This window comes from Streptosporangium sp. NPDC001681 (assembly GCF_040298085.1).
Lineage (GTDB): Bacteria > Actinomycetota > Actinomycetes > Streptosporangiales > Streptosporangiaceae > Streptosporangium.
In genome coordinates, this window is the sequence record NZ_JBEOZN010000010.1 from 45,362 (window position 1) to 58,019 (window position 12,658).

At 72.9% G+C, this 12,658-nt stretch carries 13 protein-coding genes; 9 read left to right on the forward strand and 4 right to left on the reverse strand.

Features of this window, described 5'->3' with window-relative positions; genetic code table 11:
- The first annotated feature begins 69 nt into the window (after positions 1–69).
- The 9 genes from uraD (at position 70) to alc (ending at position 8,443) form a co-directional block, all read left to right on the forward strand.
- Complete coding sequence (uraD, locus tag ABT130_RS06720; protein ID WP_350924383.1) at positions 70–624, forward strand: 2-oxo-4-hydroxy-4-carboxy-5-ureidoimidazoline decarboxylase; 555 nt, start codon at positions 70–72, stop codon at positions 622–624.
- Entirely contained in the window at positions 621–932 is a 312-nt protein-coding gene (gene uraH / locus ABT130_RS06725; protein ID WP_350924385.1) for a hydroxyisourate hydrolase, read from the forward strand. The genes uraD and uraH overlap by 4 nt, the downstream gene beginning before the upstream one ends.
- 1 nt (position 933) lies before the next feature.
- A complete protein-coding gene (pucL, locus tag ABT130_RS06730; RefSeq protein WP_350953479.1) occupies positions 934–1,860 on the forward strand; it encodes a factor-independent urate hydroxylase in 927 nt (308 codons plus the stop codon).
- A gap of 5 nt (positions 1,861–1,865) precedes the next feature.
- On the forward strand, positions 1,866–2,741 hold the full coding sequence (locus ABT130_RS06735; protein ID WP_350924576.1) for an FAD binding domain-containing protein: 876 nt from the start codon (positions 1,866–1,868) through the stop codon (positions 2,739–2,741).
- On the forward strand, positions 2,741–3,247 hold the full coding sequence (locus ABT130_RS06740) for a (2Fe-2S)-binding protein (protein ID WP_350953481.1): 507 nt from the start codon (positions 2,741–2,743) through the stop codon (positions 3,245–3,247). The genes ABT130_RS06735 and ABT130_RS06740 overlap by 1 nt, the downstream gene beginning before the upstream one ends.
- The gene (locus tag ABT130_RS06745) at positions 3,244–4,629 is read left to right on the forward strand and encodes an 8-oxoguanine deaminase (RefSeq protein WP_350953483.1); all 1,386 of its coding nucleotides are present in this window, start codon (positions 3,244–3,246) and stop codon (positions 4,627–4,629) included. The genes ABT130_RS06740 and ABT130_RS06745 overlap by 4 nt, the downstream gene beginning before the upstream one ends.
- 132 nt (positions 4,630–4,761) lie before the next feature.
- Positions 4,762–5,988 carry a glycerate kinase gene (locus ABT130_RS06750; protein WP_350953485.1) on the forward strand — a complete coding sequence of 409 codons (1,227 nt, stop codon included), beginning with the start codon at positions 4,762–4,764 and terminating at the stop codon, positions 5,986–5,988.
- A gap of 128 nt (positions 5,989–6,116) precedes the next feature.
- On the forward strand, positions 6,117–7,430 hold the full coding sequence (gene allB / locus ABT130_RS06755; RefSeq protein WP_350953487.1) for an allantoinase AllB: 1,314 nt from the start codon (positions 6,117–6,119) through the stop codon (positions 7,428–7,430).
- Between the two features lie 59 nt (positions 7,431–7,489).
- The gene (gene alc / locus ABT130_RS06760) at positions 7,490–8,443 is read left to right on the forward strand and encodes an allantoicase (protein WP_350953489.1); all 954 of its coding nucleotides are present in this window, start codon (positions 7,490–7,492) and stop codon (positions 8,441–8,443) included.
- Positions 8,444–8,528: 85 nt separating this feature from the next.
- Here alc and pknB read toward each other — a convergent pair whose 3' ends face one another.
- The 4 genes from pknB to thiO form a co-directional block, all read right to left on the reverse strand.
- Positions 8,529–10,475, reverse strand: coding sequence for a Stk1 family PASTA domain-containing Ser/Thr kinase (gene pknB, locus ABT130_RS06765; RefSeq protein WP_350924399.1), 1,947 nt, complete (start codon positions 10,473–10,475; stop codon positions 8,529–8,531).
- A gap of 75 nt (positions 10,476–10,550) precedes the next feature.
- Positions 10,551–11,309 (reverse strand): thiazole synthase, encoded by a 759-nt coding sequence (locus ABT130_RS06770; RefSeq protein ID WP_343979663.1) that lies wholly within the window; start codon positions 11,307–11,309, stop codon positions 10,551–10,553.
- A gap of 5 nt (positions 11,310–11,314) precedes the next feature.
- Positions 11,315–11,515, reverse strand: a complete 201-nt coding sequence (gene thiS, locus ABT130_RS06775; RefSeq protein ID WP_350924401.1) for a sulfur carrier protein ThiS — start codon at positions 11,513–11,515, stop codon at positions 11,315–11,317.
- Positions 11,512–12,648 carry a glycine oxidase ThiO gene (thiO, locus tag ABT130_RS06780; RefSeq protein WP_350953491.1) on the reverse strand — a complete coding sequence of 379 codons (1,137 nt, stop codon included), beginning with the start codon at positions 12,646–12,648 and terminating at the stop codon, positions 11,512–11,514. The genes thiS and thiO overlap by 4 nt, the downstream gene beginning before the upstream one ends.
- Positions 12,649–12,658: the final 10 nt, after the last annotated feature.

Consider the following 12,658-nt stretch of genomic DNA (forward strand, 5'->3'; position numbering starts at 1 on the left):
CGAACCCTTGGCATAGTTTGGGGTGCTTGCCGCTGGACTGTACGCGCCGGTGGTGTGTGTACTGCTCCCATGTCTAACGTGCACTCCGCGCCGCAGGCCGCGGGGCTGGCCGCCTTCAACGCGCTGGGCACCGAGGAGGCCGAGGCCGAACTGCTGGCCTGCTGCGCCTGCCGGGACTTCGCCGCGCGGGTGGCGGCGTCGCGCCCCTACCGTGACCTCGACAGGCTGGCCGAGGTCGCGGAGGCCACCGTGCGGAGCCTGGACTGGTCCGGCGTACGCGAGGCGCTGGCAGCTCACCCCAGGATCGGTGAGCCGCCACGCGAGGGCGGCCCGGTGGCCGGTCGTTCCGGAAGGGAGGCGGCCTGGTCCCGCCGCGAGCAGTCGGGGGTCGCGGCGGCGGGGCGGGAGGTCCTGGACCGGCTGACGGAGGGCAACCGCGCCTACGAGCGGCGGTTCGGCCACGTCTACCTGATCTGCGCCACGGGCCTGTCGGCCGAGGAGATGCTGGCCCGCCTCACCGAGCGGCTCGGCAACGACGAGGACACCGAGCGGGACGTGGTCAGGGCCGAGCTCGCGAAGATCATCCGTCTGCGGCTGGCGAAGCTCCTGGGGGCGGCCACGTGAGCCTGTCCACGCATGTGCTCGACGCCGCCCTGGGCAGGCCGGCGGCGGGTGTCGCGGTACGCCTGGAGCGGGACGGCGAGGTGCTCGCCGAGGGCGTCACCGACGCCGACGGGCGGATCGCGGGATGGACCTGCGGGGCGGGCGCCCACCGGCTGGTCTTCGAGACCGGGGACTACTTCGCCGCCCGCGCGGTGGACGCCTTCTACCCGCGGGTCTCGATCGACTTCACGGTGGCGGACCCGGGGGAACACCACCACGTGCCCCTGCTGCTCAGCCCGTTCGCCTACTCGACGTATCGAGGGAGCTAGCATGCCCGTCGTTCTCGGACCCAACCGCTACGGCAAGGCGGAGACCCGCCTGGTCCGTGTCGTCAGGGACGGTGACGTCCACCACATCAAGGACGTCACCGTCGGCTCGGCACTCTCCGGCGACATGGAGGCGGTCCACCTCACCGGCGACAACGCCGCGGTCCTGCCGACCGACACGCAGAAGAACACCGTGTACGCCTTCGCCAGGAAGCACGGTGTCGCCCAGATCGAGGACTTCGCGATCCTGCTGGCCCGTCACTATGTGGACTCCCAGCCCACGGTCCACCACGCCCGGGTGGAGATCGAGGAGTACTTCTGGGACCGGATCCCGGTGAACGGCGACTCCGCCTCGGGAGCCGGGCACTCCTTCGTTCGCTCCGGCAGGGAGACGCGCACCTGCGTCGTCCACCACGACCGGGACGGCACCACCACCGTGGTCTCCGGGCTGAGGGACCTGGTGGTGCTCAACTCGACGGGGTCGGAGTTCTCCGGCTTCGCCCAGGACGAGTACACCACCCTGAAACCCACCAGGGACCGCGTCCTGGCCACCGAGGTCTCGGCCCGCTGGCGGCACCTGCCAGGCATGCCCCCGCACGGGGACTCCTTGGGGGCCTCCTTGGCGGATTCCCACTACGGGGAGTCCTACGACGAGGTGCGCCGCTGCCTGCTCGGCGCGTTCGCCGAGACCTACAGCCTGTCGCTGCAGCAGACGCTCTACGCGATGGGCGAGCGGGTGCTGAACACCCGGAAGGGGGTCTGCGAGGTGCGCCTGGCGATGCCGAACAAGCACCACTTCCTGGTGGACCTCACCCCCTTCGGGCTGGACAACCCCAATGAGGTGTTCTACGCCGCCGACCGTCCCTACGGGCTGATCGAGGGCAGCGTGCTCCGCGACGACACCCCCGACGCCCGCTTCGCCTGGGAGTGATGACCGTGGATTTCCTGCGACCCGCCACCTGGGCGGAGGCGCTGGCCGCCAAGGCGGACCGGCCGGAGGTGGCGCCCATACAGGGCGGCACCGACATGATGGTCGAGCTCAACTTCGACGTGCGAAGGCCCGCCGGGCTGCTCGACCTGAACCGGATCGCCGAGCTCGCGACCTGGAGTGAGGAGGCGGACGGCAGGCTCAGGGTCGGTGCGGGCGTGTCGTACGCCCGGCTGATCGCCGAACTGGGCGACCGGCTGCCGGGTCTCGCCCAGGCCTCCCGTACCGTCGGCTCGCCGCAGATCCGCAACCGGGGCACGGTGGGCGGCAATCTCGGCGCGGCCTCGCCCGCGGGGGACAGTCACCCGCCGCTGCTCGCGGGGGACGCGGTCATCGAGGTCGCCTCCGCCGCCCGGGGCGTGCGGATGATCCCGGCCGCGGCCTTCTACCTCGGGGTCAAGCGCAGCGCGCTGGAACCCGACGAGCTGATCAGGGCGTTCTGGATGAGCCCGGCGAGCGGCCCGCAGTACTTCTCCAAGGTCGGTACCCGTAACGCCATGGTGATCGCGGTCTGCTCGTTCGCGATCGCGCTCCACCCCGCGGAGCGCCGGGTCGGCACCGGCATCGGCTCGGCCGCCCCGACCCCCCGGCGCGCCGTCGCGGCCGAGGAGTTCCTGGCCGCCGAACTCGACTGGGAGGCGCGGCTCGACCCCGCGCTGCTCGGGCGCTTCGGTGAGCTGGCCGCCGAGGCCGCCTCGCCGATCGACGACGTGCGCGGCACAGCCGACTACCGGCGTCACGCCATCGCGGTGATGGCGCGGCGCACCCTGACCTGGGCGTGGAACGACCTGCGCTCCGGGCGTTTCGAGAGGAGGGCAGGCTGATGCGCGTCACCTTCACGGTCAACGGCCGCAGTGAGACCGCCGACGACGTCTGGGAGGGCGAGAGCCTCCTGTACGTCCTGCGTGAACGGGTGGGCCTGCCGGGTTCCAAGAACGCGTGCGAGCAGGGCGAGTGCGGCTCCTGCACCGTCTACCTCGACGGGGTGCCCGTCTGCGCGTGCCTGGTCGCGGCCGGGCAGGCCGAGGGCCGCGTGGTCCGCACCATCGAGGGACTCGCTGACGGCGACCGGCTCGACCCGGTCCAGGAGGCGTTCGTCGAGTGCGGAGCCGTCCAGTGCGGGTTCTGCACCCCCGGCCTCGTCGTCCAGGCCCACGACCTGATCGAGCGGATCCCGCGCCCGTCCGACGCCGAGATCCGCGAGGCCCTGGCGGGCAACCTGTGCCGGTGCACCGGCTACGAGAAGATCCTCGACGCCGTACGCCTCGCCGCGGCACGCAAGGCCGGTGCGGGGCCGGGGCCGCGCGGCGAGGAGAAGGAGTCCCGTTGAGCGCCATCCTGATCGAGAACGCGCACATCGCCCCGGTCGTGGGCCCGGAGATCCCCTCGGGACACATCCACATCGAGGGTGACCGGATCGTGGCCCTCGGCGCGGGGCCCGCCCCGGTGGTACCGGGTGCGGTCAGGATCGACGGCACCGGCTGCCTGGCCACCCCCGGTCTGGTCAACACCCACCACCACCTCTACCAGTGGGCCTCCCAGGGGCTCGCCCAGGACGCCACGCTGTTCGAGTGGCTGACGGCGCTCTACCAGGTGTGGGCCGCCATGGACGCCGAGGTGGTGAAGGGCGCGGCGGGCGCGGGGCTGGGCTATCTGGCCCTGTCCGGCTGCACCACCTCCAGCGACCATCACTACATCTTCCCGAAGGGGCGAGGGGATCTGTTCGCCGCGGAGATCGAGGCGGCCCGGGAGGTCGGGCTCCGCTTCCACCCCGCCCGGGGCTCGATGGACCGGGGTAGGTCGCAGGGCGGCCTGCCGCCGGACGTGGTGGTCGAACGGCTCGACGAGATCCTCGACGCCACGGCCGAGGCCGTCGACACCTACCACGACCCGTCCTTCTCCTCCAGGCTCCGCGTCGCGGTCGCCCCCTGCTCGCCGTTCTCCGTCAGTGCCGACCTGATGACCGAGGCCGCCGCGCTGGCCAGGTCCAAGGGGGTACGGCTGCACACGCACCTCGCCGAGACCCTCGACGAGGAGGAGCACTGCCTGCGGCAGATCGGGCAGCGCCCGGTCGACTACATGGAGAAGCTCGGCTGGCTCGGCCCGGACGTGTGGTTCGCCCACGCCGTCCACCTGAGCGACGACGACATCGACGTCTTCGCCCAGACCGGTACCGGCTCCGCGCACTGCCCGAGCTCCAACGGCCGCCTCGGCGCCGGCATCGCCCGCGTCTCCGAGATGCTGCGCAGGGGCGCGAACGTCGGCCTGGGGGTGGACGGCAGCGCCTCGGCCGAGCTCACCTCGCTCTCCGGCGAGATGCGCCAGGCCCTGCTGTTCCAGCGGGCCAGGTACGGGCCCACCGCGCTCACCGCCCGCCAGGCCCTGGAGATCGCCACCCTGGGCGGGGCGAGGAACCTGGGCCGGCAGGAGGAGCTCGGCTCGCTGGAGGTGGGAAAGCTCGCCGACATCGCCCTCTGGCGCACCGGGGCCTTCGCCTCCGCGGTCGCCGACCCGGTCTGCGCCCTGGTCTTCGGCACCCGGCAGCCACCGCTGGCCCGGCTGCTGGTGGGCGGCGAGACCGTCGTCGAGGACGACGAGCTGCGCACCGTCGCCCAGGACGAACTCGGCCGCGCCGGTGGCGAGGCCCACCGCCGCCTCATGCGGCTGGCCGCCGAGCAGGGCTTCACCGCGGGCCAGGAGGTCGGCGGATGAGGACCGGGCGTCGGGGGCGCTCAGCGGTGGATGTGATGATTGTTCTCCGTTTCACCGGGGTCAGGCATTCGCTCCCCACCGGCTCGCACGGGCGGGGGGCGCGTGCCGCCCATCCGCCATTAGGGAGCAGGGTTGTCTGAGTCGTCGGGACATGTAGTGATCGCCCCGGACAAGTTCAAGGGCTCGCTGACCGGTGCCGAGGTCGCCGCGCGGATCGCCGCGGGTCTCGGGCCCGGTGTCGCCACGGTCGCGCTGCCGGTGGCCGACGGCGGTGACGGCACCGTGGACGCGGTCGTGGCCTGCGGGTTCACCAGGGTCGAGGTCGAGGTCACCGGCCCCGTCGGTGAGCCGGTCCTCGCCTCCTATGCCTGGCGCGACGCCCTCGGGGAAGGAGATGTGGCCACCGCGGTCGTCGAGCTGGCCGAGGCGTCGGGGCTGCGGCGGTTGCCGGCCGCCTCGGGGCCGATCGCCCCGGCGGCGGGCTCGCTCGCGCACGAGGGCGTCGAGACGGCGCCCCTCACCGCGACCAGCCACGGTACCGGCGAGCTGATCGCCCACGCGGTACGGCGCGGGGCCCGGCGGATCGTGCTCGGTCTCGGCGGCAGCGCCTGTACCGACGGGGGTGCGGGCATGATGCGGGCGCTCGGCGTCCGCTTCCTGGACGCCGAAGGGCGGGAGCTCCCGTTTGGTGGAGCCGCCCTCGGCGACCTGGCGAAAATCGATAAATCCGGCCTTATCAAGATTGATGATGTCGAGTTCGTCGTCGCGGGCGACGTGGACAACCCGCTGCTCGGTCCGCACGGGGCCGCCGCCGTGTACGGGCCGCAGAAGGGCGCGAGCCCCGACGAGGTGAGGCTGCTCGACGCCGCCCTCGCCCGGCTGGCCGCCGTCGCCGCGCACACCCACGGCCTGGTCGGGGCCGCCGAGCACGACGGCGTCGTCCGTTCGATGGGCGTGGCCGGGCAGCCGGGCGCCGGCGCCGCCGGGGGAGTGGGCTTCGCCGCGCTGGCCTTCCTGGCCGCCGAGTTCCGGCCCGGCATCGAATACCTCCTCGACCTGCTCGGATTCCACGACAGCCTGGAGGGCGCGCGCCTCGTCGTCACCGGTGAGGGCTCGCTCGACGAGCAGACGCTGCGCGGCAAGGCGCCCGCGGGGGTCGCGAGCGCCGCGGCCAAGGCGGGAGTCCCCGTGGTCGTGGTCTGCGGGCGCCGGGCTCTCGGCGACGAGGAGCTGAGCGCGGCGGGCATCACGGCCGCCTACGCGCTCACCGACATCGAGCCCGACCCGGCCGTGTGCATGTCGCAGGCGGGCCCGCTACTCGAACGGCTCGCGCGCACGGTCGCCGAGAGGCACCTTTGAGCGCCGTTCCGGCACCGTCCGGGCGCGGCGGGGGCGGGAAGGGGACGCGGGGCCGATGAGCGTGAGCGGGGTACGGGCGTCCAGGCCGGCGCGTTCCGCGGCGAGAAGCGGGCAGGAACGGAGAGGCGATGAGTGCGAGGGCTGAGGACGTGCTGGATCTGGTCATCCGGTCCCGCCGGGCCGTGCTGCCCGGGAAGGAGGGACCGGCGGCCGTCGCGGTAAGGGCCGGGAAGATCGTCGGGGTGCATGCCCACGACGCCGAGCTGAACGCCGCCGAGCAGGTCGACCTCGGCGGTGTCGCGCTGCTGCCGGGCCTCGTCGACACCCATGTGCACGTCAACGAGCCCGGCAGGACCCACTGGGAGGGGTTCGCCTCCGCCACCCGGGCCGCCGCGGCGGGCGGGGTGACCACCATCGTGGACATGCCGCTCAACTCGCTGCCGCCGACCGTGAACGCGGACGCCCTGGCGGTGAAGAGGAGCGCCGCGGACGGGCAGTGCGCGGTGGACGTCGCCTTCTGGGGCGGCGCGATCCCCGGCAACGTCGCGGACCTGAGGGCGCTGCACGAGGCGGGGGTGCGCGGGTTCAAGTGCTTCCTGTCCCCGTCGGGGGTGGAGGAGTTCCCGCCGCTGGACACGGACGGGCTGCGGGCGGCCATGGTGGAGATCGCCTCCTTTGACGGCCTGCTGGTCGTGCACGCCGAGGACCCCGCGCTGCTCGCGGACCCGGTGGGACCGCGGTACCCGGAGTTCCTCGACTCCCGCCCCGGGGAGGCCGAGCGCCGTGCCGTCGAGCGGGTCGCCGCGCTGGCCGCGGAGACCGGGGTGCGGGCGCACATCCTGCACGTGTCGTCCGCGCTCTGCCTGGAACCGCTGGCCAGAGCCAGGCAGGAGGGGATCAGGCTCACCGCGGAGACCTGCCCGCACTACCTCACGCTGGTGGCCGAGGAGGTGCCCGAGGGCGCCACCCAGTTCAAGTGCTGCCCGCCGATCCGTGCCTCGGCCAACCGCGACGAGCTCTGGCGCGGGCTCGCCGACGGGGTGCTCGGCTGCGTCGTCTCCGACCACTCGCCCTCCACCCCCGACCTGAAGGTGCCCGACTTCGCCGCCGCCTGGGGTGGTATCTCCTCCCTCCAGCTCGGCCTGACCGCGGTCTGGACCGAGGCGGCGCGGCGCGGGCACGGTCTGGGCGACGTCGTGCGCTGGATGGCCACCCGCCCGGCCGAACTGGCCGGGCTGCACGGCAAGGGCGCCATCGTCGAGGGCGCCGACGCGGACCTGGTCGCCTTCGACGCCGACGCCGTCCAGACCGTGGACGTCGCCAGGCTGCACCACAGGAACCCGGTCACGCCCTATCACGGCAGGACGCTCACCGGCGCGGTCCGCACGACCTGGCTGCGCGGCCGGGCCGTGCGGAAGGACTTCAGGGGCGTCCTGCTTTAGCGCTCCCGCGGAACGATCCGGCGGCCAGGATTCCGCTCCTCGTGAGAAAGGTTCTCTCCTTGATCGAGTTCACCGCACTGCCCGACCTCGCCCTGCGCGCCCTCGGTGGCTCGGTGATCGCGGCCAACGACGAGTCCTTCGCGGAGAAGGAGAGCCTCATCAGGCCTGGACGCCCCGGCTTCCGCCCGCACACCTTCGGCGCCAAGGGCCAGGTCTACGACGGCTGGGAGACCCGCAGGCGGCGCGAGCCCGGCCACGACTGGGCCCTGGTCAGGCTCGGCATGCCCGGGGTGGTCCGGGGTGTCGTGATCGACACCGCCTGGTTCAAGGGAAACTACCCGCCGCACGCCTCCGTCGAGGCGTGCGAGGCCGAGGGCTATCCGACGGTCGCCGAACTGGAGACGGCCGACTGGGTGGAGATCGTGCCCATGAGCGACCTCGAGGGGGACGCCGAGCACTTCTTCGAGGTGTCCGGAGAGCGCCGCTACACCCATGTGCGGCTGAACATGTTCCCCGACGGGGGCATCGCCAGGCTGCGGGTGCACGGCGAGATCAGGCCCGACCTGTCGGTGTACGAGGGACTCGGCCTGGACCTGGCCGCGCTGGAGAACGGCGCGCTCGTCACCGCCTGCTCCAACGAGTTCTACTCCTCGCCCAACAACGCCATCTCCCCGGGCCTCGCCCGCCACCAGGCCGAGGGCTGGGAGACCGCCCGCCGCCGCGACGGCGGCAACGACTGGCTGGTCATCCGTCTGGCGGGGCCCGGGATCGTCAGGCTCGCCGAGATCGACACCACCAACCTGGTGTTCAACGCTCCCGCCGAGGTCTCCGTCACCGGCAGCGCGGACGGCGCCACCTGGTTCCCGCTGCTGCCCAGGACCCGCCTGCTGCCCGACACCCGGCACCGCTTCCGCATCACCGACGCGCCCGAGGCCGCGTACGCCAGGGTGGACATCCACCCCGACGGCGGTCTCGCCAGGATCCGCCTGCACGGCTTCCTGGCCGAGGGCTGAGCACCCGGAGGTTCGTCCCGTGCCCGGCTGCCGGTACCGGCCGGAGCACGGGGATCCGTCTCGCCGAGCCCGCCAGGCCCGGCCGTCAGTACCAGATGGTGACCTCGGTGCCGGCCGGGACCGTCTGGCCGCCCGGCGGGATCTGGGCCAGCACCCTGCCCTTGCCCAGGGTCCGCCTCAGCTTCACCGTGACCCCCGCGGCGCGCAGCTCGTCGCGCGCCGCCCTGAAGTCCTTGAACATGATGTTCGGGATCTGCACGACGTTGCCGCCGTCGCCGGGAGGCTGCTCGCCGTTGTTCTCCCAGGGCCAGTGCCACTCGCCGGCGCACTGCGAAAGGGTCAGCCGGACCACGGCGCCCTTGTCGACCTCGGCCTTGGGCTGGGGGTCCTGGGCGATGACCGTGCACGGCTGGGCGGCGTCGGTCTGCTCGACGAACTCGGGAGCGAATCCCGCCCCGCGCAGCACCCCGTCCGCCTGGTCGCGGGGCATGCCCATGACGTCCGGCATGAGCAGGCCCGCGCTCACCACCAGATCGACCTTGCTGCCCTCCTTGACCGGGTTTCCCACGGCGGGGACGGTCCGCATCACCTGGTCACGCGGCACGGTCTCGCTGGGCTGCCTCCTGACCTTGCCGACGACCAGTGAGGCCTCCGCCAGCCTGCTCCTGGCCTGGGGTTCGGTCATGCCCACCACGTTGGGCACCGCGACCCGCTTGGGGCCGGCCGAGGCGATCAGGATCAGCTTGCTCCCCGGCTCGGCCTCGGTGCCCGCCACGGGATCGGTGCGGAGCACGTTGCCCTTGGGCACCTTCTCGTCGTGCTCTGCCTCGCCCTCCTCGACGGTGAAGCCGCGCTGTCTGGCCTCGCTGGTGGCGACCGTGATGTTCTTGCCCACCAGGGTGGAGGGCACCACGATGGTGGTGTTCTGTGAGAACAGCCAGCCGGTCACCCCCACCGCGATCACCATGACCACGGCCAGCGCGAGCAGGAACCAGCGGGCGCCGGACATCTTGCGCGTCGTGGAAACGGGCGGTGGCTGGTCGCCCACCGGGCCGGTGGGCAACTCGACGCGGGGCTGGATCAGCGTGTGGTTGGCCGGTGCGGGCGGTGCGGACGGTGCGGACACGACGGTCTCGTGGGCGTGCGGCGGCCCGACGGGGACGGACGGCACCGGGCCGCTCTCCCTGGGCAGCATCCGGTGCGCGTCGACGGCGGCGACCAGCAGCGCGGTGGCGTCCGCGGGACGGTTCGCGGGATCGCGGGCCGTCGCCCTGGCCACCAGGGTGTCGAGCAGCGGGGAAGAGCCGGGGAGCAGCGCGGAGGGTACCGGCACCGTGTCGTGTACGTGCCGGTAGGCCACCGACATCGGGGTGTCGCCCTCGTACGGCTGGCGGCCGGTCAGGAGCTCGAACAGCATGATGCCGGCCGCGTAGACGTCGCTGCGGGCGTCGGCGGCCCCCGAGGTGACCTGCTCGGGGGACATGTAGCCGATGGTGCCGATCATGACGCCGGTGCGCGTCTGGTTGGTCGCCTCGATCGCGCGGGCCAGGCCGAAGTCCACCACCTTGACCCGGCCGTCGTCGGCGAGCAGCACGTTCTCCGGTTTGACGTCCCGGTGGACCAGGCCCGACTGGTGGGCGGCGCCCAGCGCGGCGAGCACCGGGATCATGACTTCCAGTGCCTCGCGGGCGGGCAGCCTGCCACGGTCGCGGAGCACGTCGCGCAGGGTCCGGCCCGGCACGTACTCCATCGAGAGGTAGACGTTGTCGCCATCCGTGCCCTGGTCGAAGACGTGCACCACGTTGGGGTGCGACAGGCTCGCCACCGACTTGGCCTCGCCGATGAACCGCCGTACGAAGGCGGGGTCCTCGGCGAGCGAGCGGTGCATCACCTTCACGGCGACAGTGCGGTCGAGCCGGATGTCCAGGGCCAGATAGACGGTCGCCATTCCGCCCCGGGCGATCCGGGACTCAACGCGGTAACGCCCGTCGAGGAGTTTCCCGACCAGGGGGTCCGTAAGCGTCGTGTCCACGTGGCCGAGTTTACGGGCGATTTGACGCCGACAGGGTCCCTGAATCCCAAACCGATGCCGAGACGTGGTCGTTTTCTATCGATGAAGAGGGGAGGAGGCCTCCGCGTAGCGACGCCGGGGTATCCGCCCGGCCAGGCGCGCCGCCCGGCCCGCCGCGACGGCCGAGCGCATGGCCTGCGCCATCAGCTCCGGACGCTGCGCCCGGGTGACCGCGGTGGCCAGCAGAACCGCGTCACAGCCCAGCTCCATGGCCAGTGCCGCGTCGCTGGCCGTGCCGATCCCCGCGTCCAGGATCACCGGCACGCTCGCGAACTCCACGATCAGCTCGATGTTGTGCGGGTTGCGGATGCCGAGGCCGGAACCGATGGGCGCCCCCAGCGGCATCACCGCCGCGCAGCCCGCCTGCTCCAGCCTGCGTGCCAGCACGGGGTCGTCGCCGATGTAGGGCAGCACCACGAACCCGTCGGCGACCAGCCGCTCGGCGGCGTCGAAGGTCTCGATGGGATCGGGCAGCAGGGTGCGCTCGTCGGCGATGACCTCAAGCTTCACCCAGTTCGTCTCCAGTGCCTCCCTGGCCAGCCTGGCGGTCAGCACGGCCTCCCCGGCGGTGAAGCAGCCCGCGGTGTTCGGCAGCACCCTGATGTCGCGCCGGCGCAGCACGTCGAGCACCGAGCCCCGCGCGGCCGGGTCGAGCCGCCGCATCGCGACGGTGGTCAGCTCGGTCCCCGAGGCGGCGAGCGCCGCATCCAGGATCTCCAGGGACGGGGCGCCCCCGGTGCCCATGATGAGACGGGAGGAGAACTTCTCGCCGCCGATGATCAGATCGTCCACCATGCCCCTCATCCTCCCTGAACCGCGGTGAGCACCTCGACCCTGTCGGCCTCCGCGAGCGGGGTGGCCTCCCAGGCGCCGCGCGAGACGACCTCGTCGTTCACCGCGACGGCCACCCCGCTCCGCATGCCGGTCAGCCGCTGCACGGCCTGCGCGACGGTCGCCCCGGCGGGCAACTCGTGCGCGGCGCCGTTGATGGTCACGTTCATGACAGCTCCTGAGGTGGGTGCTCCTGGAAGCGGAGGGGTGAGCAGATCAGGGAGAGCTCCGGGTCGGTGTCGCCCGAGCAGAGGTCGGCGGTGAGCGGGGCGAGCAGCACCCCGCCCCGGTGGTGCCCGGTGGCCATGTGCAGACCGGGCACGGTCGTGGGACCGATCAGCGGCAGGTTGTCCGGGGTGCCCGGGCGCAGACCCGCGGTGACCTCGGCCACCTCCAGCTCGGTCACGCCGGGGACGAGCTCCCGCGCGTCGCGCAGCAACTCCCACAGCCCACCGGCGGTGACACGGGTGTCGAAGCCCATCTCCTCCTGCGTGGCGCCGAGGACGACCTCGCCGTCGCCGCGTGGCACCAGGTAGACGTTCGAGCCGTGCACGACCCCGCGCACGCATCGCCGCAGGATCGGCACGGGGGAGCGCAGCCGCATGATCTGGCCCTTGACCGGCCGCACCGGGGGCAGCGCCTCGGGCGGCATCCCCGGCAGGGAGCCCGACCAGGCGCCGGCGGCGAGGATCACCTGCTCGGCCCCGACACTCTCGCCGGTCGCCAGCCGTACCCCGGTGACCGCTCCGGCGGCCGTGAGCAGCCCGGCCACGCGGGCGCGCACCAGGGTGCCGCCCGCCCGCTCCAGGGCGGTGAGGAGCGCGGCGGTGACCTTCCTGGGGTCCACCCAGGCGTCGCCGCCCGCCAGCAGGCCGCCGCGGACCGCGGGGGCCAGCATGGGTTCCAGACGACGGCACTCGCGGCCGGTGAGCCGCTCGGCGGGCAACCCCAGCTTGGCGACGAAGGAGGCGAGATCGTCCAGCGCGGCCAGATCGTCCGAGCCGAAGGCGACGTCGAGGGTGCCGTCGGTGCGGTGGTCGAGGTCGTGCCCGCTCGCGTCCGCCAGTTCGGCGGCGAAGGCGGGCCAGCGTTCCAGGGAGGCCAGGCCCAGTCGCAGCAGCGGCTCCTCGGTGTAGGTGACCTCGCTGACCGGGGCCAGCATGCCCGCCGCCGCGTGCGAGGCGCCGGAGGCGGGCGCGGGGTCGGCCACCGCCACCCTCAGGCCCCGGCCGGCGGCACGCCAGGCCACCGACAGTCCGATCACCCCCCCGCCGATGACGAGGAGGTGGAAATGGTCCGCCATACGTACTCCG